This window comes from Pseudomonas sp. LB3P58 (genome assembly GCF_054897895.1).
In genome coordinates this window covers 5,253,459-5,274,888 of sequence record NZ_JBUBVE010000001.1, presented here as the reverse complement: position 1 = coordinate 5,274,888, position 21,430 = coordinate 5,253,459, and the positions used below count along the sequence as shown (strand labels likewise).

22 protein-coding genes and 1 pseudogene are annotated in these 21,430 nt (G+C 56.2%); 7 read left to right on the top strand and 16 right to left on the bottom strand.

What is annotated here, in order from left to right; translation table 11 throughout:
* The 7 genes from ACYZTZ_RS24595 to ACYZTZ_RS24565 all read left to right on the top strand — a co-directional run bounded on the left by ACYZTZ_RS24595 (position 1) and on the right by ACYZTZ_RS24565 (position 7,083).
* Complete coding sequence (locus ACYZTZ_RS24595) at positions 1-1,620, top strand: DUF2300 domain-containing protein (RefSeq protein ID WP_461999972.1); 1,620 nt, start codon at positions 1-3, stop codon at positions 1,618-1,620.
* A 3-nt stretch (positions 1,621-1,623) separates the two neighbouring features.
* A complete protein-coding gene (locus ACYZTZ_RS24590; RefSeq protein ID WP_461999971.1) occupies positions 1,624-2,439 on the top strand; it encodes a YfaP family protein in 816 nt (271 codons plus the stop codon).
* Positions 2,440-2,558: 119 nt separating this feature from the next.
* Positions 2,559-3,488: a phytanoyl-CoA dioxygenase family protein gene (locus ACYZTZ_RS24585; RefSeq protein WP_461999970.1), complete on the top strand. Its 930-nt coding sequence runs from the start codon at positions 2,559-2,561 to the stop codon at positions 3,486-3,488.
* Between the two features lie 107 nt (positions 3,489-3,595).
* The gene (locus tag ACYZTZ_RS24580; protein WP_461999969.1) at positions 3,596-5,131 is read left to right on the top strand and encodes a glycosyltransferase family 61 protein; all 1,536 of its coding nucleotides are present in this window, start codon (positions 3,596-3,598) and stop codon (positions 5,129-5,131) included.
* Positions 5,128-5,526 (top strand): sugar 3,4-ketoisomerase, encoded by a 399-nt coding sequence (locus tag ACYZTZ_RS24575; protein ID WP_461999968.1) that lies wholly within the window; start codon positions 5,128-5,130, stop codon positions 5,524-5,526. Before ACYZTZ_RS24580 ends, ACYZTZ_RS24575 begins: the two co-directional genes overlap by 4 nt.
* Positions 5,523-5,993, top strand: coding sequence for an acyltransferase (locus tag ACYZTZ_RS24570; RefSeq protein ID WP_461999967.1), 471 nt, complete (start codon positions 5,523-5,525; stop codon positions 5,991-5,993). Before ACYZTZ_RS24575 ends, ACYZTZ_RS24570 begins: the two co-directional genes overlap by 4 nt.
* Complete coding sequence (locus ACYZTZ_RS24565) at positions 5,974-7,083, top strand: DegT/DnrJ/EryC1/StrS family aminotransferase (protein ID WP_461999966.1); 1,110 nt, start codon at positions 5,974-5,976, stop codon at positions 7,081-7,083. The genes ACYZTZ_RS24570 and ACYZTZ_RS24565 overlap by 20 nt, the downstream gene beginning before the upstream one ends.
* A 63-nt stretch (positions 7,084-7,146) precedes the next feature.
* On the opposite strand, the gene ACYZTZ_RS24560 is transcribed toward ACYZTZ_RS24565, so the two are convergent.
* From ACYZTZ_RS24560 to ACYZTZ_RS24485, 16 genes and pseudogenes are all read right to left on the bottom strand, one after another.
* The gene (locus tag ACYZTZ_RS24560; protein WP_461999965.1) at positions 7,147-8,220 is read right to left on the bottom strand and encodes a class I SAM-dependent methyltransferase; all 1,074 of its coding nucleotides are present in this window, start codon (positions 8,218-8,220) and stop codon (positions 7,147-7,149) included.
* Positions 8,213-8,977 carry a class I SAM-dependent methyltransferase gene (locus ACYZTZ_RS24555; protein WP_461999964.1) on the bottom strand — a complete coding sequence of 255 codons (765 nt, stop codon included), beginning with the start codon at positions 8,975-8,977 and terminating at the stop codon, positions 8,213-8,215. Before ACYZTZ_RS24555 ends, ACYZTZ_RS24560 begins: the two co-directional genes overlap by 8 nt.
* A gap of 18 nt (positions 8,978-8,995) precedes the next feature.
* Positions 8,996-9,952, bottom strand: coding sequence for a glycoside hydrolase family protein (locus ACYZTZ_RS24550; protein ID WP_461999963.1), 957 nt, complete (start codon positions 9,950-9,952; stop codon positions 8,996-8,998).
* Complete coding sequence (locus ACYZTZ_RS24545) at positions 9,949-10,923, bottom strand: glycoside hydrolase family protein (RefSeq protein ID WP_461999962.1); 975 nt, start codon at positions 10,921-10,923, stop codon at positions 9,949-9,951. The genes ACYZTZ_RS24550 and ACYZTZ_RS24545 overlap by 4 nt, the downstream gene beginning before the upstream one ends.
* A gap of 19 nt (positions 10,924-10,942) precedes the next feature.
* On the bottom strand, positions 10,943-11,620 hold the full coding sequence (locus ACYZTZ_RS24540) for a metallophosphoesterase family protein (RefSeq protein WP_461999961.1): 678 nt from the start codon (positions 11,618-11,620) through the stop codon (positions 10,943-10,945).
* Positions 11,598-12,575 carry an ATP-grasp domain-containing protein gene (locus ACYZTZ_RS24535; RefSeq protein WP_461999960.1) on the bottom strand — a complete coding sequence of 326 codons (978 nt, stop codon included), beginning with the start codon at positions 12,573-12,575 and terminating at the stop codon, positions 11,598-11,600. Before ACYZTZ_RS24535 ends, ACYZTZ_RS24540 begins: the two co-directional genes overlap by 23 nt.
* Positions 12,572-13,420, bottom strand: coding sequence for an NAD-dependent epimerase/dehydratase family protein (locus ACYZTZ_RS24530; protein WP_461999959.1), 849 nt, complete (start codon positions 13,418-13,420; stop codon positions 12,572-12,574). Before ACYZTZ_RS24530 ends, ACYZTZ_RS24535 begins: the two co-directional genes overlap by 4 nt.
* Positions 13,417-14,139, bottom strand: a complete 723-nt coding sequence (locus tag ACYZTZ_RS24525; protein ID WP_461999958.1) for a class I SAM-dependent methyltransferase — start codon at positions 14,137-14,139, stop codon at positions 13,417-13,419. Before ACYZTZ_RS24525 ends, ACYZTZ_RS24530 begins: the two co-directional genes overlap by 4 nt.
* Positions 14,140-14,148: 9 nt before the next feature.
* Complete coding sequence (locus ACYZTZ_RS24520; protein WP_461999957.1) at positions 14,149-14,847, bottom strand: WbqC family protein; 699 nt, start codon at positions 14,845-14,847, stop codon at positions 14,149-14,151.
* A gap of 44 nt (positions 14,848-14,891) precedes the next feature.
* Complete coding sequence (vioA, locus tag ACYZTZ_RS24515) at positions 14,892-16,007, bottom strand: dTDP-4-amino-4,6-dideoxy-D-glucose aminotransferase VioA (protein ID WP_461999956.1); 1,116 nt, start codon at positions 16,005-16,007, stop codon at positions 14,892-14,894.
* A 1-nt stretch (position 16,008) separates the two neighbouring features.
* Entirely contained in the window at positions 16,009-17,637 is a 1,629-nt protein-coding gene (locus ACYZTZ_RS24510; RefSeq protein WP_461999955.1) for a glycosyltransferase 61 family protein, read from the bottom strand.
* Positions 17,638-17,723: 86 nt separating this feature from the next.
* Positions 17,724-17,882 (bottom strand): annotated as a pseudogene (locus tag ACYZTZ_RS24505) (IS5/IS1182 family transposase); the annotation flags it as partial.
* A gap of 378 nt (positions 17,883-18,260) precedes the next feature.
* The gene (locus tag ACYZTZ_RS24500) at positions 18,261-19,013 is read right to left on the bottom strand and encodes a S24 family peptidase (RefSeq protein ID WP_046047373.1); all 753 of its coding nucleotides are present in this window, start codon (positions 19,011-19,013) and stop codon (positions 18,261-18,263) included.
* Between the two features lie 223 nt (positions 19,014-19,236).
* Positions 19,237-19,764, bottom strand: a complete 528-nt coding sequence (ppa, locus tag ACYZTZ_RS24495) for an inorganic diphosphatase (RefSeq protein WP_046047374.1) — start codon at positions 19,762-19,764, stop codon at positions 19,237-19,239.
* A gap of 113 nt (positions 19,765-19,877) precedes the next feature.
* Positions 19,878-20,690, bottom strand: a complete 813-nt coding sequence (locus ACYZTZ_RS24490) for a M90 family metallopeptidase (protein WP_056743615.1) — start codon at positions 20,688-20,690, stop codon at positions 19,878-19,880.
* Between the two features lie 6 nt (positions 20,691-20,696).
* Positions 20,697-21,353, bottom strand: coding sequence for a DedA family protein (locus tag ACYZTZ_RS24485; RefSeq protein WP_056743613.1), 657 nt, complete (start codon positions 21,351-21,353; stop codon positions 20,697-20,699).
* Between the last annotated feature and the right edge of the window lie 77 nt (positions 21,354-21,430).

Below are 21,430 nucleotides of genomic sequence, written 5' to 3'. Positions count from 1 at the left end.
ATGACCCGGCGTTTGCTCTGGTGGTGGCTGTGTCTGATTCCTGCGCTGGCGACAGCGCAGGAGGAGCCGCTGCGGTTGGCTTTTAAAGGTGAGTTGCTGTCGTTGAGCCGGACTCAGGTGATCGCGCGCGAGCCGTTGCCTGCTGATGTGCAGACGCCGCTGGGCAGTGTGTGGAAGTTATTTGTCTACGGCTGGCTGGTGGATACCAACGCCCATGAGCCGGCTTACGAATGTCGCGGTCAGTCGAAAGACGAAGTTTATTGCTGCACGGCTGGCGGCAAGATTGAGCGCGATCAGGCCTTGGTGAAGTCGTGCGGTTTGTATTTTGAACCGCAGCGGCTGGGCATTGCAGGCGCTGACTGGCGCACGTATTGGCAGGCGCGACAGGCACCGGAGTGGTTGCTGGATTTGGCTTCGTTGCAGCCTTCCACGCGAGTTTCAGTCACTGAGTTGCTGCGAATGCTGGCCGTGATGCCGGCGCAGGATCAAGCGCGGCGGGTGTTGCTGGATGTGGTGTTGAATGCGGCTGACGGCAATGTCGTGGGCGAACTCGGTGGCCGGTTGCGGGTGAAAACCTGGAGCTGGTTGGGGGATCAGGACCCTTCGTCGCGTCAGGGCGGGTTTGCCGGGTGGACGGCGGACGGTACGCCGATTTGGGCCGGTGGACGTGGGACCAGCCAAATGGTCTTGCGTCACTACGGTGGGGCGTTGGCTTCGGTGTTGCCGGTGGATTGGCCTTTGGAGGCGGGACGCTGTGTCGAGGTGGGGCTGTTTTCACGCTATCCCATCGGGCGCGTTCTGGCGGGGGATCGTGTTGTTGAGTCCGGGCCCTTGCAGGGCGACTACCGCGTTGAATTCACCAACGGCAACCAACTCGATATCCACAGCGACGGCGAACTGTTTTTGGTGAAAGACAAATTGATCGCCCGCCTGGACCGCGAAGAATATGTCGCCCGCGTCCTCCAGCGCGAAGCCAAGCCCGAACCCGCCGAAGCCGCCAAAGCCCTGGCCGTCGCGATCCGCACGTACCTGCTGCAAAACGCCACCCGCAACGGCGATTGCCTGAGCATCGACGACAGCAGCAGCCGGCAACGCGTCGCCCCACGTCCAGCCACCGCCGAATCACGCAACATCGCCGCCTGGACCAGCGACCTGGTCCTCGCCGGCAGCACCGTCACTTACCACTCCGACCAGCCCGGCCCGGACAAGCTCTCCTGGCAACAAGCCGTCGAACAAGCCAACGCTGGCCAACGCTACGACGCCATCTTGCTCCACGCCTACCCCCGCGCCAGCCTCAGCCGCTGGGACAATCCAGTCGCCTCCTGCGAAGCACTCCCCGCCGCGCAAGACTGGCTGCTGAACCAACGCCGCGACTGGCGTCCGCGGTTGGAAAGCGAGATTGGCTACAACGAAGTCAGCACCTTCGCCGTCTGCCGCCTGGCCTTCGGCCGCCCCTTTGTCGACCGCGAACGCCAGCGCATCTACGTGCGCGGCGTGTTGTCGCTGCAAGACCGCCTCGACCTGACCCACGAATACCTGCACCTGGCCTTCGAAGCACACCCCAACGGCCAGGATGAAACCTACATCGAAGGGCTCGCCCGCCACCTCTTGCCGGAATAGGCCATGAAACTCCGTTATCCACAGGTCTTCCTGTTCCTTTGTTCTTTTTGCGTATGGCCGACGACGTTCGCCGCCGAAAGCGCCGCCAAGCTCGACACACCCGTTGGCGGTTGGCGCACCGGTGCGCCTGAAGGCGAAGGCGAAAACTTTCGCCAGATCGTTAACTACCCGGCCTCCTCGGTGAACACCCCGGTGGGACAGGCCAACACTGCACGCATCACCGGGCAAATCAAAGCCACGCCCAAGTCCAGTGAGCCGGGCCGGTTGATCGTCAACGGCGTCAGCATGCCACTGAAGATTGACCCCGCTGGTCGCTTTGATCGTCCGTTCTCATTCCCCAATGGCAGCAACAGCGTCGAAGTCCGCAGCCCCGATGGCCAGCAACGGCATCGCACGCAATTCCTGAACGCCAGCGGCGGGGCCACTCCGGCGAAGTTGCGGGTGCTGCTGGCTTGGGACAGTGATGGCACCGATCTCGACTTGCACCTCATCACCCCCGACGGCGCCCACATCTGGTACGGCGACCGCGTTGCTCCCAATGGTGCTGCGCTCGATGTAGACGTGACGACCGGCTATGGCCCGGAAATCTTCGCCATGCCGGCGCCGATCAAAGGCCAATACCTCGTCTATGTGAACTACTTTGGGGGCGGGTATCGCAGTGATGATGAGGGGCAGGAGGAGGCGGTTCAGCCGCTGACGACCGCACAGGTGACGGTGATTACGGAGGAGGGGACGCCGAACGAGAAGATGGAGACGTTCCTGGTGCCGATGCGGGCTGTGGGGGAGTTGACGTTGGTCAAGGGGTTCAGTTATCCGTGAGGACTGACAGTCCCGGCCAGTGTCCGCGACGCAAATATTTTCACCCGCCACCCGCTAGTTTCACCCAAGCCTGCCGATAAAATTCAGATACATTACGGCACACAATGAGCGGACGCAGTATGCAGACCTACATCGATAGCCTCAAAGAACAGGGTGCCTATCTCTTTGGGGAGATCCTGGACGTCGGTCAGACTCAGGCGTTGTATCAGCAAATGATCTGTGCGCGGGACTTCGGCCCGGGTCTGTTCATGGAGGAGGCCGAGTACCTCGCTCAGGAAAACCACTTCAACGCCAATCCGACCAAAACGTTCAACTACCTCAATGCGTTTGAACCTCAACTGCAATTCATAGAGCAGGACCCGGTCCTGACCGAGGTACTCGGTAGTGTGCTGGGTGACGACTATGAGGTGGTGATTAAAAAGGCCGTTTGCGGTGTGCCGGATGCCTGGCTGCCGGAATGGGTGCGGGAAAGGATTCGCGACGTTAACGTGGCGAACCTGGGCCCCTACATCATGAAGCCATTTCGCGACATTACTTACTTCCGTGGCATCGACTTCCATCAAGACATCATCGATTGGCCACAGGGGCGTGTTGACTTGGATCCGTCAACGTTTCTGACGGTTTATGTGTATTTGCATGAAGTGACCGAGCGTGATTCCCCGCTGCACCTGATGCCCGGCTCGCACCGATTGGGCGCGACGTTGTTTCCTCACCAGCTGAAGTATCTTGGGGATGACCGTTGGGCTTACGCTGACGACCAAGGCCAGACGATTGAGTGCGTGGATCAAAAGTTGCTCGGTGGGCCAGGTTATGTCGGCCTTTGGCATAACTGTACGTTGCACGGGACCCGTCCATTGGACGATGAATCCGATCGGTTTCGATTGTCATTGCGCTATTTGGTGGGCAAGTCCAATGGACAGGCGGGCGAGACGCAGATCGATGAGATAAACAGCACTATCCAGGGTGAAATCAGGCCGGCCAGAACACGTCGGGACCTGGATGCAAAAGGTATCGCACAAGTAAAAGGCAATATCATCAATAAGGTTTAGGGCACTGAATACGATGGGTTGCCCCGCTCAGTATCATCGCTGAGGCTTTGAAAAATACGTAAGGCGAGGTGAGTGTGCGGACGTGGTTTAGACGAAAAGTTCGGATCTTGATTTTTGGGACCGGCGCGGGCGGCGTTAACTTTTATAAGAGTAGCCGCGGTCGTCAAAAAGTGATTGGATTTCTTGATAACAATCAACAAAGACAGGGCTGTTTGCTATTCGGGAAAACCATCTATGCACCACGACAACTTGCCGACTTATCCTTTGACAAGATCATTATCGCCAGTGATTACTACCGCGAAATTCAAAGGCAACTCATCGACGAGTTCGCGATAAGCGAAGATAAAGTCACTGTGTATGAGCCAGGCCCGGCAAAGCGTTCCAGGCTACAGTCTTTTAGAAAACGTCTCGAGTTGCTCGGCTATGAGTGCATCTGCACGCGGCCCGGGTTGGTTTCTGATTGGCTGTATCGTTTTGTAGTGGGGACCACAACGAGCAATATCAAGCGGTTGTCGGTGCGGTGGCTGGATGATGTTACTGCCAGCAAGGTGCACGTTTTCCGACCCTCCATGAAAGGGCAGGTGCAGGGCCCTCGGTATCTGAACCAGCACGTTGCGCCGACGGAAATTACCTTGCCAGAGGTGGCGCTCTATCATTTTCGCCAGGCTCAGGTCTGCTCTGTTTCCCGCTCGGTTATCCTCCCCGATGAACAAATAGTGATCGAACGCGTCACCACCTCGGCGTCGACCCGTGCTGACTACAGCGGTGCTCAACTGCTCCATCATGGAAAAAGCCTGGCACTGGTCCGCGCTCTCCAACCGGAGCGTATTGAAAAGGGCATATTGATTTCGGGCTGTAACGAGCTTAATTATTACCATTGGGTAGTGGAAATCCTCAGTCAGTTGCAGTTTATCGAAGAGCTGCCCCCCCACTATGCTGACTATCCAATTTTGATCTCCATGGCCAGTCAGAACATTTCATCGATTAAAACGTTGATCGAGAGTTTTGGCATCAATAGACCGTTTATTTACCTGGGCAATCTCACGGCCTATAAAGTGGACGATCTATTGCTGGTCCGAGCCCCCAACAATTTCATTTCCAACCTCAAGGGCGCCGCTTGGAACCTTGCAGAAAATAGTTTTGCCCGTCACGAGTCCATCATGTTCCTGCGTGAAAAAGCGTTTGCCTTGAGTCGACACCTGCCCAGGGACGACTTGCCAAAGCGGGTGTTCCTGGCCAGAAAGGGTTTCTTGAGACTGTACAATCAAACAGAGATAGCGACGCTGCTTGAAACCCATGGTTTTGTCTGTGTTTACATGGAAGATCTGGACGTCAGTCAGCAGGTGGCCGTCATGGCTAATGCCGAAATAATCGTAGGCCCCACAGGCGCCGCCTGGACCAATATTATGTTTGCCTCGGCAGGCGCGAAGGCATTGTGCTGGATGGCCGAAGAGTGGGGAGCATTCTCCTGTTTCTCCAATATTGCGGCCATTGTCGGTGTGGAGATGGACTATATTTCCTACCGGACCGGCACATCGGATTCCCGAGAGCTCTACTACAAACCCTATTTTATTAATCCCGACATCATTGCTACTTGGCTGCAGTCGCAGGTGTCGACAATGGTTGTTGAGAAGTCTCGATGAAGGTTCAGTTTCTGCAACTGCAAACTCATGGCGATGACCGTGGCTCGTTGATTTCGCTGGAAGAAGGTAAAAACATTCCTTTTCCGGTCAAGCGTGTTTATTACATGTTTGATACTGGCAAAGGCGTTCGACGGGGCTTTCATGCCCACAAGACCCTCAAACAGGTCGCGGTCGCGGTGAGGGGCTCCTGTCGCTTCATGCTGGATGATGGCCAGGAAAAAATCGAGATTCGGCTGGATCATCCCTGCCAGGGTCTTCTGATTGAGTCTTTTATCTGGAGAGAGATGTACGATTTTTCTGAAGACTGTGTGCTGATGGTGCTGGCCGATCAGCTCTATGAGGAGTCGGACTATGTTCGGGACTACGCCAGCTTTTTAACGGCAGTCGCGCAATGATCCATCCCTTGAGCGATGTTCAGTCAACGTCTATCGGAGTCGGCACCAATGTGTGGCAGTTTGCCGTGATCTTGCCGGGAGCGGTGATCGGTGACGATTGCAATATCTGCGCGCATACCTTCATCGAGAATGAGGTGGTCATTGGCCACCGAGTCACCGTCAAGTCGGGTGTCTATTTATGGGATGGCCTGACGATTGAGGACGATGTATTTATCGGTCCATGCGCGGCTTTCAGCAATGATAAATACCCAAGATCAAAAGTTTACCCTGACGGTTTTGTGCAAACCCTCGTCAAGCGAGGGGCATCGATCGGTGCCAATGCCACCGTGTTGCCCGGTATCATTCTGGGTGAAAACTGTATGGTGGGAGCAGGTGCTGTAGTGACCCGCGATGTACCTGATAACGCGGTTGTAATGGGCAATCCGGCCAAAATTGTAAGGTATATCGATGCACGTCCCCTTCCTTGATTTGAAAGGTGTAAACCACGAGTATGCCGACCAGTTGAAAGCGGCCTGCAGTCGAGTGATCGACTCGGGTTGGTACATTTCGGGTGACGAACTCGTTCAGTTCGAGACGGAGTTCGCTCGTTATTGCAACAGCCAATTCGCGATCGGCGTCGGTAACGGTCTCGATGCCCTTTCCCTGGTTCTGCGAGCGTGGAAAGAACAGGGGAAGCTGAGCGCAGGCGATGAAGTGATTGTGCAGAAAAACACGTTTATTGCCACTGTCTCAGCCATTGTGGAAAACGACTTGGTACCGGTGCTGGTAGATGTTGATCCCGCTACCTATAACCTGGACATGGCAGCCGTTGAAGCCGCGCTTTGCGACAGAACCCGTTTGATCTTGCCGGTGCATCTGTACGGTCAATTGGCACCGATGCCGCAGATTCTGGCATTGGCCAAACAGCATGATCTGCTGGTACTGGAAGATTGCGCACAAGCCCATGGTGCTCACTTGCAGGGGCGCAAGGCAGGTAATTGGGGGGATGCGGCAGCATTCAGTTTTTATCCCGGAAAGAACCTCGGCGCCTTGGGCGATGGCGGTGCTGTGACCACCGACGATCCAGGGCTGGCGAAGCTTGTGCGTGCCCTCGGAAACTATGGTTCCAGCATCAAGTACCAGCATGATCTTGCGGGCGTGAATAGCCGTCTGGATGAAATCCAGGCCGCGATGTTGCGTGTAAAACTTAAGGGACTAGAGGCTGACACAATTCGGCGGTGCCGCCTTGCAGAGCGCTATCTTGCCCGGATCCAGCACCCGCTGATCAGGCTGCCCGAGGTGGTGGAGTCGTCCGCTCATGTCTGGCACTTGTTCGTCATCTCCTGTCCATGGCGTGACGCGTTGAAGGCCCACCTGGCTGAGAGTGGCATTCAGACACAGATCCATTATCCATTGCCTATTCATCACCACAAACCCTATCGCCATCTGGCGCCGGCGTCGAAGGGGCTCAGCGAGTCGCTGCCCGATCAGATCCTGTCATTGCCGCTGTATCCGACGTTGAGCGAGGCGGAGCAGGACCATGTGATCAGATGCATCAATCAGTTTTCGATTGCGTAGCAGACTGCGCTCTGAGGCTTTCAATAGAGTTTGACCGAGCGAGCGCAGTGTTTGCGGGGAGCGTTATTTTAATTTGATAAACAACGCACTCCCCATGACAAATGCACAATCAATGATGGAGAGTCGGCTTCTGAGAAACTCATCAGCAACGCGCTGCGGTCCGTCACCATAGGGCCAGATGTAGTCGTCGATGATGATCCAGCCACCCGGCAGCACGAGGTCCGCCCAGGCTAATACATCAGCGCGAGCGCTATCGTAACTGTGGTTACCGTCTATATGCAGTACGGCAATACGACCTGTGTAATTCGTTTCGCCAAACGCTGCTGTCGTTACCTGTCGACTGCGGCGATATTCTACTGCAGCGTCAACGGAGGGCAGGCGCATGTAGTTCGCTGAGCCGTTGGCATACGGCAGCAGGTTGAGTTGGAACACCGTCAAGGCTTCATCGGCGTTGACCGGAACGCGATCAACCAAGCCCTTTTCGTCGTTCTGAATGAGGTGTTCGTTAGACCATGGGTCTACGCACAACAGTTTGCCAACGTTGTAGCAACTGGCCAGACGCATCAACACAAAAGCCGACTTGCCCCACCAACTGCCAATCTCCACCACATCCCCATCGGGCGCGTGACGAAACAGTTCGCACAGCGCGCGAATCTTTTCGTGGTCGCACATTCCGGGAATGGATTCAGCGTGGTGGAACAGTGCGGCGATCTCCAGCGCGGAAGCGGTTGGCCTGGTTTCTCCGGACCCTGCCACTGCTAGTGGTTCGGCCAGCACCGATTCGCCGAACTGCAACGCCTTGTGATAAGGCGCTACTTCGCTGGCCACCGGCGAGGTGTTGACCAGCGTCACTCCCGGGAACGATTGCACGATGCAGCGATTAAGGTAATCCCACACTACTGGGTTGGGGGTGAAAATGCCGCTGATGTCGAAATCGGCGATGACTTGGCGCAGCGCCTCGTCAAAGTCTGGCGCGGTGACGTAAGGCAAGTGTGCCCAGTTCGGATAGCGCTGGCGCGCCGGGTCGTGGCCCAGCGAAGAGGAACCGATCACGCATTGCCCTTCGCTCAGGGCACGTTCGAGATAGGCCATCGAGCGTGGCATGCCCGCCGGGAAAATCAGTACTGATTTAGCCACGGGGAGCTCCTTTTTCACACATCAGGAAGATGCTGGAGCACAGATCCGGGTAGTGTTGTCCCAGCTTGTAGCACCCTTCGAGATAGTCGTTGGAGATGATGTCCGTCTGCAGCAGGCGATCCCACTGGAAATTGGCCAGCGCCTTAAAAAAGATGCCAGAGCGATGCACGACGTTCAGGCCCGCGGCATTGGCGTCGCGCTCCAGCGTGTCCAGCGTATAGGTGCAGAGGTGGCCATGCTCCGCCTCGGCGGGAGTCACCGCAGCATTGTGCGAGATGAGTCCCATCTTCACCGCGATCTGGCGCGAAGGCGCATTGGCGTTGGGGCATACCAGGAAGAAACGTCCGCCTTCGGCCAGCCATTCGTCGTTGATTCGGCGCAGCACGCGCACCGGGTCGTCGAGGTGTTCCAGCACATGGGTCAGCACGATGTTGTCGTAGCGACGTGGCAACGTCACGTTCTCGAACAGGGCGTTGATGTAGGTCACCCGATCCCCCAGTTTTGACTGCGCTTCCCGTAGCGCTTCGTCGGAAGCTTCTACGCAGGTGATATCGTCGAAGTGGTCGAGAAAGCGCCGAGTGAATTCGCCCTTGAAACTGCCGAGTTCGAGCAGGTTGCCGGGACGGAAGAACGGCTGGAACGAACGAATCATGTAAGGGTGCATCACATCATAGTCAAACGAGTAAGCATACTTGCGCCCGCTCTCCAGGACGTCGGTATCCTTGCATTCCTGGTTAAAGTCTCTTTGCTTTTCCACGGTGTTCCTCATTGGACATCAATCGTTTTCCAGCATCGCCAGACCGAAGCCGTAGCGACCGAATTCATTGCCGTTGTACAGCAGGTACACCTTGCCATCGCTCTCGAACAGGTGCGGGTAGCACTGCATTTGCGAATCCCAGCCCTCGGAGGAAACGGTTATGCCGGCCACGCTGTCGTCGCGCACCCAGTTCTTCAGATCGGTTGAGCGGGCGTAGCCAAGGCGGTAACCACGGCTGCTGTCCTGCCTGAAGCCATACGCCTGGCGGTAGCAGAAATACATGTGATAGACGCCATTGACCTGGATAACCGTGGGCAGAGCCTGGCATTCGTCGGCATTCAGGCGGTCGCTAATGATCTGCCGCCCGTCCCGCTGCCAGGTGATACCGTCCGGCGATGTAGCATGGGCGATCTTGTACACCCGGTCAGGCGCCTCGGTTTCGCTGAACTTCTGCCACTTGGTGCCGTAGATGTACCACATGTGAAAGAGGTCGCCGTAGCGCTGTACGAACGCATCCGCGACCAGGCAAGGCTCATGCAGTGTCGCCGCCATGACCGGGCCAGTGCCGTACCGCTGGAAGCTCAACCCGTCGTCATGACTGATCGCCAGGCCGATGGCGGCATCGGCCGAGACCGATACCTTGCGGTTCCAGCCTGTGGTATAGGCCAGCACCCGGTCGCCATCCTTGAACACATTGATGGGGAAAATGCCGTGCTCGTCGAAACAACCGAGGCTGCCCAGCGGCAGTACTGTCTCGGTGGAGACGCCAAGCAGGCGGCTCATGTCGCGCGAAAAGTCGGCGTACGCGACATGGCTCAGGTACTTGCCCACGCTGTCGCGCTCACGCGTGGAGAAATACACCCGCACCCGGTCTTCCAGCACCAATGTCTGCGGTGACTGGGCAAATTCAACGCAGCGGTTGGGCAGCGAATGCTCGGTCGGGTCGAACAGTTTGCCCAGTTTTTTCCACTTCATGCTTGCCCCCATGCGTCTTCCGATTCCAGTACCGCCAACCCGAATCCGGCGCGGCCCATCCCATTGCCCTGATAGAGCATGTAGGTAGCGCCATCGAGTGTGAAGACATGTGGATAATTGACCATTTCAGAGTCCCAGCCGGTTTCGGAGAGCTGAATGTCCACTCGCTCGTCGTCGCGTTGCCACTCGATCATGTCCGGTGAGGAAGCGTAACCAATGCGGTAGCCGCCCTCGCGCTCCTTGTAGTTGCGGATGTCGCGGTAGGAAAAAAACATGTGGTAACGGCCGTTGTGGAAGGTGACGTCCGGGCAGGCCTGGCATTCATGCTCGCCCAGCTTGTCGGCGATCAGATCCTGGCCCAGCTTGACCCAGTCGATGCCGTTGTCCGAGGTGGCCATGCGAATCTTGTACACCGGCTCTGGCTTGCCGTCGGTCATCCGCCATTCCTTGCCGGCGACGTACCAGAGCTGCCAGCGGCCATTGAACTTGCGGATGCGCGGGCTACCGAGCAGGAAGGGTTCGTCCGGGGTGTAGGGCAGTACCGGTCCGTCGCCCAGACGCTGGAACGTCTCGCCCCCGTCTCGGCTGATGGCCACGCCGATGGCGGCATTGAACGGTACGGATTCGCAGCGTGTCCAGCCCGCGTAATAGGCACGAATCTCGTCGCCGTCGCGGATGACCGAAACCGGATAGGTGCCGAACTCGTCGAAGGTGCCGTATGTTCCCAGTTCCAGGACCGGTTGCTCGCATACCCGCAGAATATTGCGCAGGTTACTGCGGTCAAGGTCGATGTATGAGATGTAGCTGAGGTACTGACCGTCCCGGTCGGGCGCTGGACGTGAACAGAAATACACCCGCACATAAGTGTCCGAGACCAGCACCGAGGGTGACTGCGCGAACTCATGCATCCAGTTGGTGTGGGTCAGATCCTTTGGATCGAACACCTTGCCTAGTTTTTTCCATCTGAACATGTGATTTCCCAATCCCGCTTCAGTCCGCAAGCCGACGCAAATTGCGTGCGCCGGTTTTCAATCCGCCGTAGTAGTAATCGTTGAAGCCGGCGGCCTCCATCAGGTCGAACACCTTCTGCATCTCGTACTCGACGCGATGCAGGGTGAACTCGCCCGCTTCATAAATGGCAAAGGCCGCACGTGGGTCGCCGTCCCTCGGCTGGCCGACCGAACCGGGGTTGCAGTAAATCTTGTCGCCGAAGCGTTGCACGGTTTGCACATGAGTGTGGCCGGAAACAAAGATACGCCCCTGTACCCGTTCGAAGTACTCGGCAGAGGGCTTGAGGTATTCATCGATTGGATCGGTCCAGCCGCCATGAACCAGGCGGATTTCGCCGATTTCACGCTGCACCGGAAACGTTTTCAGCCAGTCCAGATGCTCAGGTTCGATGATGGTGCGCAGGTAGACCAGGCAGTCGTTCACGCTGCGCGAGCGCGAACAGAAGCCGCCGCCCGCCATGTACCAGTCGTGGTTGCCCATCACGCAGGGGATCTCACGTTCGCGCAGTTCGCGGCAGCACTCGTTGATCTGTGCGTAATAGCCAACCACATCGCCTGCGCAGTAAATGCTGGTCACACCCTGCCGGTCAATTTCGGCCAGCACCGCCTTGAGCGCCTCGTAATTACCGTGGATGTCAGAGATGAAGGCCGTCTTCATAGAATATGTGCTCGTCGGTGTAGCGGACGGCGCGGCCACGGCGAATGACGGGCTGAGCCGGATCGCGTTGATCCAGAAAGTAATCCAGCGCCATTGCGCTTTCGTTGTAACCGAACGCGGTGCGGATGGCGGTGGAGGAAGAAATCCGGGGGTTGATTTCCAGCAGCTTGGGTCCCTGCGCGCAGCGGCGAAACTGAAAGTTGGTCGGTCCCAGTGGGCGGAACAAGCGGCACAGCTCGTCGATTGCCGGGGCGAACTCCGCCGAGTCAGCCACTGCGGCCTTGTCGGTGTAGCCGTCACGCGACAGCTTGCGCTGCAACGTCATGCTGGCGAAATAACCGCCGCTCCCGTCGCAAAACGCAGAGGTGGTGAATTCCTCCTCGTCGTTTCCGACGATGGGCTGCGCCATCAGTACAGTGCCGATGTCTGCGCGATGCCTCTGGAAAACGGCTTCTGAGGTCACTCGAACAATGCCCTTGGAGCCAAAGCCCCGGCGAGGTTTGAGCAGGAAGGGCAGGCCGAATTGCGCTACCAGTGTGGCAAAGTCCTGCTCCAGCGAGCTTTCGATGGCACAGGTGACACCGGCTGCCAGCAGTTGCTGGTAAAACCCCCATTTGTCCTTGCACAGCGCGATCAGCGACGGCTCATTGAGCAAGGGTAATGCGCCTGTCGCCTGGATGTGTGGGATGTGGTCGACCCAGTGGTACATGTCGATTTCGATGCCGGGGACCAGCAGGTCAATGCGATGTCGACGTAGTGTGGCGAGCAGCCAGTCGAGATACTCCGGCGTACCGGTGAGCGGCGCCTGTTCGAACACGTCGCAGAATGCGGGCGCGACCGAATCGTCGTAGATCGATGTGCCGACCAGGAAAATGTCTTGCCCTGTCTGGCGAAGAGCGCGCAACACGCCATAACCCACGATGCCGCTGGCGCCGGAAACCAGTACTCTTTTCACGGCGTCACCAACCTGCTTGCCACCAGACGAGCGAGTCCTTGCTCTATCCCGATGGCAGGATAAGTCCCCGTCTTGCGGTACAAGGTGTCGTCGTAAGGAAAGACGTTATCCGAAAGGTCGTTCATGGCGGCATTGAACGCTACGTTGCTTGTAGAGCCTGCTGCCTTGATAAGCTCATTGGCCACCGTGAGGAGACTGGCATCTTCCTCGTTTGTACAGGCATACAGGCCCTCTACGCGGCCGCGGATGACGGCTGCGACAATCCTGCAAAAGTCTTCCGCATGAAGGTAGTTTCTCCGGGCGTCTCTGCTGCCATGGATAACAATATCTTCGTTGCGCAGCACCTTGTCCAAAGTGCTGTACAGGAACACCTGGTGCCGCCTGAAGCTATCCAGCTCGCCATACAGCTGAGAGGGTCTCAAGAGGGTGCAGGGCAGGTTTACCTTGGTGCAATACAACTGAATGAGTTCATCAGCATGCCGTTTTGAAAGGCCATAAACCCCGTAATACTCGGAGTCGCCATCCACGTATGCGTTGATACTGGATACGCTCACAAAATGCCGTACGCCCGCTTCCCTGGCGGCGTGGCATAGCTTGAGCCCGCCCAAAACATTGACATGCTCGGCCTCAAGCATTGCATCGAAATCAACGCCGCCAAAGTGTGCTGCCAGATTGACGACGACATCGATACCTTGTGGCAAATACCACTGCTCGACGGGCTCGCTCAGGTCCAGCGCCACATCGCAGCCACTGCGTCCGGCCGTCAGTACTTCGGCGAACGATGCCAGCACCGGGCGCAGCACTTGCGCCAGTGAAGAGTTACCGCCTACGAGCAGTATCTTCATTGGCCAGAAATCTCGGCGAACAGGCCACAACTCAGTTCCGGGTAGTCAATGCCAACGGTGCACAGTGCGTCGATGACGTTGCTATCCAGTTGCAGGGAAAGGATCTGGCGGGTGGTGAAAGGCTTGAGGTAGATGCCTTCAAGTCGCTCCACGACGCAACCGGCCAGGGCCACGTCGGCGCTCAAGGTCGCCACTGTGTAAAACCGTTGGTGACCGAGCAGGTGATCGTTTTCGGACAAGGTGGTGACGTCGTCCAGCAGTCCGGCCAATTGACCCAGCCTGCGGTTCAACACTTCAGCGTTAGGCACTGCCAGGAACATCTTGCCTCCTGGGGCTAGAAATTCGCGAAAACGTCGAAGGATCAGCAGTGGGTCTTCCACGTGTTCAAGGATGAAACCCATCACAATCACGTCAAAGCGCTCGTCGGTGTCGAAGCGCTCGAACCAGGTCTCGATGATCTCTGCCTGGCAGTCAGGATGTTTGTCACGGAAATTCTGGATAACGGCGGGGGAGCCTTCCAGCACCACATGGCGGGCGAAGCGACGCGAGAAGATGTCCGTGGTGTAACCGTGGCCCAGCCCGAGCTCCAGCAAGGAGCACGCCTCTCCGGCGTGATGTAGCACGCGCTGTGGATACCAGGTCAGGAGAACTTCGTTGTCGAAATCGTAAATATTGTCACCCTGGTAGGCGGCCACGTGTTTGTCCAGCGCGTTGCTCATATCTTCCCCTCAAACCAATTCATAGCAACCTCTGACGACGGCGCTGACCTGCTCCGGCGCATTGAACATCATCACATCCACCATTGAAAGCCACGGTACAAAGGGGGCGCCGAACTGGGGATACTCGAACAGCCGCGAGCGGATGAACTTGAGTGTCACGCCCTGAGTCTGGAACACCTCGCGGTCGTATAGCGCCATGCCTCCAATGGCGTTGATGTAGGTTTGTGCTCCCAGCGTCTGGCACAGCGCCAAAACCTTGTCCTGCCCTTTCAGGTCGTGATCGATGTCGATTTCTGACGAAATGCGGATATCCGTACTCAGCCCAAGGTGTGCGCATACGCGGACAATGGAGTGGTGCAGGTAGCGGAACAGATTTGGGTCTTCGTAACGCACGATCTGTTCAAGCAGCGCAAAGGTCTGGTCGAAATAGGCTGCATGCCTATAGGCACCCGCGAGTTGGTTCAGCAATTTATCGCGGTTGAAGTTTGCCGCCAGTTCGCGCGCGCAAACGTGCAATGCGTCCGAATCGCTTTTCAACGGTAAGGAGAACATCACGTCCTTGCCGTTCTGGAGCATTCGGTTGCGGTTGGTCCAGCCTTTCTTCGTGTACTTGATGTTGTCGTACACGACAAATTGATCGACCGCCGCGATCAGTTGGAAGTAACCGATATACGGGAAGAAGTAGGGCTGCATGATAGCCAGCTTCATCTAATTGTCCCTCAGCAGGTCACTTGCGGTGCGTATGCCCACGTTTATTGTTCCGCAATGAAACGAGTAATCTCGTCGACCACTGACATCTCCAGGTCGGGATAGATTGGCAAGCACAGAATTTGTAGTGCAGACGTCGTAGCCACAGGCAGGTTTTCTCTATGGGCAGAGGGCAGCCCACGGTACATAGGGAAATCCGAAATCAGCGGGTAAAAGTAGCGGCGAGGGTGGATGCCCCTGTCCTTGAGCCGCTGGTACAGTTCGTCGCGTTTGAGTGGGTAGTCGGCTTGCACCATGATCGGAAAATAAGCGTAGTTGGCGACTTTCTCACCTGCACCATCCAGACAGTGAATACCTTTCACCTCTTTCAAACGTTCGCGGTAGACCTTGTCGATCGCTTGGCGTCGCTCAAGTGCCTGGTCGATATACTTCAACTGCAACAGACCAAGCGCGGCATTGAACTCGCTCATTTTTCCATTGATGCCGGGCGCCACAACGGTGACTTCGCCCACATGACCAAAGTTCTTCAGATGATCAATTCGCACTTTTGTCTTGGCGTCGGGGCAGATAATGGCGCCCCCTTCAAAGGTATTGAATACCTTGGTCGCATGAAAACTTAATACGGACAAATCACCGTAATTAAGGATGCTGCCTGCCTGGCATTGCACGCCGAACGCGTGAGCGGCATCGTAAATGACCTTCAGGTTGTAGTTGTCGGCGATCTTTTGGATCGCGTCGACATCGCAGGGATGACCGTAACAATGCACCGGCATGATGGCGGTCGTCTGCGGTGTGATGGCAACCTCGATCTTCGCCGGATCAAGGTTCAGTGTACGGGGGCAAATGTCGGCGAAAACAGGCTTGATGCCATTCCATAGTAACGAGTGAGAGGTCGCGACGAATGAATAGGGGGTGGTAATGACCTCCCCGGTAATTCGCAGCGCCTGCAAGGCGGTAACCAGGGCTATAGTGCCGTTGGTGAAGAGGCAAATATGTTCTACACCGAGATATTCACACAGTGCCTTTTCCAGTTGCTCATGAAAGGGGCCGCAATTTGTGAGTACCTTGTTGTCCCAGATTTGCTGCAAGTATGGGATGAACTCTTCCAGCGGCGGCAACGATGGCTGGGTGACAAAAATATTTTTTTTAGTATCGCGCACGTTAATTTTTAATCCCGTTCAAACCCAGAAACGAAAGCGCTTCAAAAACACGATCCACGGGCACTTGATAGTGCGAATGTTTTTGATCTTCGACGTGTACATAATCTCCGGACACCCAGAGCGGAGAATACCCCAGGCTCTCCATCGGTCCTTGGAAAGTCCCCCAGTTATGTAAATTCGGCTGAGTCAGCACCAGCAGCTTTGCACCGGGGTCGGCAAAAATAAGGTTGAGGAGCGCGGATCCGTTAGGTGCAACTATCCACTCAGCCTTCTGAAACATGTCGATTTGCTCTTGTACGGTCATGTCCTCAGTGAACACCGTTTCGAAGCCAAAGTCAGACAAAGCAATTTCAATTTCTTTTTCATTTAGCAATCGTCGCCATTTCATATTTTTACGGGCTAAAAATATGCGTTTTTCGCGGCGCACCTTGCTGTAGAGCGATTGATCTCCCCGGATAAATCGCAACGCCCGAGGCGATAGGCCCGGCATTTCGGAAACCGGAATATCGTTGGCAAAAAACTCGGTCGGCAAAAAAGCAGGGGATGGCGCTACCAGTAAACGTCGACAGATGAGCGATTCATTCGTTCGCAGCAATATCAGAGGATTGTCGGAAAGTCGTCGTAGATGATCAAAGTGACTTTGCGGCATATCGGCATCGACGATAAGTGGCAGATTTGCAAAATCGGGGTGTTGTTGCAGGAATTGCAATTTTGGCAAGAATTCTGGTAGCCAGTGACCAAAGGCGTTAGAGGCCAAGCCCGATAAAAAAATGCCAGCCTCAATCTCTCTAGTCTCAAATTTTCCAAAACTTAAAATGACTTTGTCGGGTTGTTGGGCAAGCACCACAGGTTCATAAATAAAGCTAACGAAGCGTCCAAATTTTGGGTGCCCCCCTGTGTCACTAATGGCGGTGCCGTCTGAAGTCAGAATAATGCTCGAATTGCCGAAGATGCGGGCGCCCGCAATATCCGCGACATAGGGCTTGTTTGAAAGCGCCAGGGTTGTTTCGGTCGTTGCAGGACACCCCCACACATGAGGCGCTTTGAAGGGGATTTTTTCTACTTTACCTACCTCCAGCAGCGTTAACCCGGTTCTTTGCGCCCAATCGCGCATCGTGCGCAGCGAAACCGTTACCGTATCCGCAGGGCTGCTTATTCGCAGGCAATGCGTTGCAGGCTCTGACGCGGCCAAGCCGATCCCTTTTGACGTAGCGACGGCTTCAATTAACGCTCGAAGAGTCTTGTCGGAAACCAATCCGGTCCGCTTGCAGATGAGTTCAAAGCGGAGCAACTCCACGCGCTGTCTTAAAAACTGTAGCCTCGAGGGATTCGCTTGGGACGGCCAATAAACTGTGATTTTATCTTCGTTTATTGCGAACTCTTCCATGAGTTGCTTTTTGATTTCGTGGTGGTAATCGCTGGCGATAATTATTTTATCAAAGGACAAGTCGGTAAGTTGTTCTGGCGCACAGATGGTTTTTCCGAATAGCAACTGGCCATGCTTTTGTGGGTTGTTATCAAGAAAGCCAATAACTTTTTGGCGATCACGGCAGCTCTTATAAAAGTTAACGCCGCCGGTGCCGGTTCCAAAGATCAAAGTCCGCATCTTGATGCCAAAACCACGCCGCATATTCACCTCGCCTTACGTGTATTCAAACTATCAGCGATTATACTGAGCCGCTCACCGTTAATGACAGAAAGCCTGTCAGGCGCCAGGATCGCCGGATTGCTCAGGGCGAACCCGATCTGCAACAGGTGAATGCGTAACAGAGTGTCCGGCGGATAGGGCTGTCGACCACCGCCAGTCTGGGGGTAATAAGGTTCAATCAGCGAAAGAAAACCGCTCCAGGGCACCACGTATTCCATAACGGTCAGAAGTCTGAGGTTGGGGGCTGCTTAGGGTTATTGGTTTTATGCCAGACGTGGAGCTTATATCAGCTTCGCGGATGGGACAGGACTATTTCGGGCATTAAAAAGCCGGCTTGTGGCCGGCTTCTCGGGGACTGGCTTGGTTCATTTTTGGTAAACCGCGCCAGCCTTCAAAACGTACACCCGGATCTTGCGTCCGGCTGTGGGACTTGGCGAGAAAATCATCTGCCTTGTCGGTGCGATCTGAGCCGCGAGGCGGGTCGATGCGCAAATGTGGGGCGCAGCATACTGATTTTTTTGCAGAATTCCCAGCGTGGTGTGCGGGGTAGAGCTATCCCGTGACTTGTAGTCGCAGGCTTCGCCAGTTGCTACACAGTTTTGTGTTTACAGAAAAGGTATGGGTGGCCTGCGTTTATTCAGGGTCGACCACCAGAACACCCATCCCAGAACCCTTATGTTTTGTTCTTCGATTTGCGGAGGTCTGAAGACTTCATCCGGGTATTCGGAGCTGTTGTGGCTGCGCATGCGTATCGCGTTGCCTGGTACCCGGCTCAGGTATTTGATGCGCAACATGCCGTCGTGCTCGATTGCGTAAATCTCTCCGTCGACAATTTGCGTGAGCCCGCGGTCGATGGCGACGATGGAGCCATCTTCAATTCTTTCGGCCATGCTGTTGCCAACCATGCGGGCGCAGATGGCGTCGGCGTGGTTGATTTCCAGGGAGTCAAGATCGCTGCGCGGCAGGCGGATCGTTTCGCTGGGGTCTTTGATGACATGGGTTTTGTCGGAGCCGGGGGCAGTGGCCGCTTCTTTGTAAAAGGGTAGTTCGATATCGACTGGGTCGATGACCCGATAGGTGCCCCGGATTGACTGGGCGTCGAAGGTATTGCCGGATGCATCGATCAGATGCAATTCCCTGGCGTCTTGTGGTCCTTCGCCGGTTTTCAGCCATTCAGTGTTCACGGACAGTCTTCTGGCGACATCTTCCATGCGGTAGTCAGGGACTCCGCGGGTATACCAGTTATGGACAGTTTGAGGGTCGGAAATACCCAGGAATTCGGCAAATCTCGTTGTCGTGATTTGTAGCTCTTTCAGGAGCATTCTGAATCGTGGGCCGCAGGTTTTGTTCTTTTTCATAAACACGAGTCTAGCCGTGCGGCATAAGGCTTTGATTCAACAAAACGTTCAAATCTGGCGTGAAATTTAAGTCCTGATGTAAGACGTCTTTTGTAAAAATTAAACAAGAAAAAACCGGTTTGCCCGCCAGTTAAATGTGCTGTTGAATGCGATTTTCAAACGCCCACAAAAAACCCCGGATCAACCGGGGTTCTTCGTTATAGCCGTTCGTGAGAGACGGCTATCAGCCTTTATAGGCAGCAACCGACTTCATGATCTCGGTGCGAGCGGCTTCTGCGTCGCCCCAACCTTCGATCTTCACCCATTTGCCTTTTTCGAGGTCTTTGTAGTTCGCGAAGAAGTGCTCGATCTGCTGAATCAGCAGGGGTGGCAGGTCGCTGCACTCTTTCACGTCGACGTACAGCTGGGACAGCTTGTCGTGTGGCACTGCGATGACTTTGGCATCGCCGCCGCCGTCGTCGGTCATGTGCAGGATGCCGACCGGACGGGCGCGGATGACCGAACCTGGAGCAACCGGGTAAGGGGTCACAACCAGCACGTCGAGGGGGTCACCGTCGTCAGCCAGGGTGTTCGGGATGAAACCGTAGTTGGCCGGGTAGAACATCGGGGTGGCCATGAAACGGTCAACGAACAGGCAATCGCTGTCTTTGTCGATTTCGTATTTGATCGGGGCGTGGTTGGCCGGAATCTCGATCGCGACGTAGATGTCGTTCGGCAGGTCTTTGCCAGCCGGAATCTTGCTGTAGCTCATTGGGCGTTGCCCCCGTTAGTTGACCAAAAACACTTGGCCGGATTGACCAAAAAGTGGCGGCGATTATAGGCATATTCCGCCGCCGATGCCACGATCCAAGGGTCGTAGAGACCTTAGTCGCGTGCCTGATAGACCGGGTCTTCGGCCAGAAGTTGCCGCAGCCGGGCCAGCGGGTCCTGACGATAAAACAGCTTCAGCTGCTCATAGACCTGAGGATACGCCTCGTGCAGCAAATCCGGGGCGCTAAAGAAGTATTCGCTGGTGACCGCGAAGAATTCGGCGGGGTTTTCCGCGGCGTACGGGTCGATGGCGGTTTCTGCATCCGGGTTGCGGTCCAGTTGCCGGTCGAGGTCGTCGTAGGCCTCTTGCATGACCTTGGCCCAGTCGCTGACCCGCATGTCGGCGTGCAGCGGCGGCAGGCCATTGGCGTCGCCGTTGAGCATGTCGAGTTTATGCGCGAGTTCGTGGATCACCAGGTTGTAGCCTTCCCAGCCACCGCTGGCGATCACGCCGGGCCACGCGAGGATGATCGGGCCTTGCTGCCAGGCTTCGCCACTGTGTTCGCCGTCCCATTCGTGTTCGACGCCGCTGGCGTCGCGATGGCGCTGGGGGCTGAGGAAGTCGTCGGGGTAGAGGACGATTTCGTGGAAACCCTGATACCAATTCAGATCGCCCAAGTGCAGCAGTGGCAGTTGCGCCTGGGCGGCAAGCAGCAGGCGCTGCTCCAGGTGAAGTTCGACGCCGGGCAGGGCGGTCAGGTGTTTGTCCTGGAGGAACAGCACGCTGGCTTCGCGCAGCCACTGGTCTTCGGCGGCGCTGATGCCATCAAGAAAACTCAGGTGATGCCGCACCCGCTGCCACATGTCGTCGGCAATCGGATGCTTGGCCAAGGTGCGCTGGCGACGCCAGGCGCTAAGGGACCACATGGTGAATCAGCGCGATTGGGCTTTGGACGCGGCATTAGCAAGGCGACTGCGGATCATGCCGATGATCATCGGTACCAGCGACAGCAGGATGATGCCCACGACCAGCAGCGACAGGTTCTTTTTGATGAACGGTACGTTGCCGAAGAAGTAACCGAGGGTCACCAGACCGCCCACCCAGAGGATCGTGCCAAAAACACTGAAGGCGAAGAAACGCGGGTAGGGCATTTTGGCCACGCCGGCGACAAACGGTGCAAAGGTGCGAATGATCGGCATGAAACGCGCCAACGTCACCGTTTTGCCGCCGTGTTTGTCGTAGAAGTCGTGGGTTTGCTGCAGGTAGTCGCGGCGGAAGATTTTCGAGTTCGGGTTACTGAACAAACGCTCGCCGGCTGTTCGTCCGATCAGGTAGTTGGTGCTGTCGCCAAGGATTGCCGCCAGCATCAGCAGGCCACCCAGCAGCACCGGGTCCATGCCGCCACCGGCGGCTACTGCGCCAGCGATGAACAGCAGGGAATCGCCCGGCAGGAATGGCATCACCACCAGGCCGGTTTCGCAGAAGATCACCAGGAACAGAATGGCGTAAATCCATGGCCCGTAGTTGTTTACCAGCAAATCGAGGTACACATCGAGATGCAGAATAATGTCGAGCGGGTTGAAATCCATGGAGAGCACCTGTGGTGACGGCCCGACTCTGCAGGCCTGTGCGGATGACTTCGCGAAAAGGCTACAGACGGGTGTAG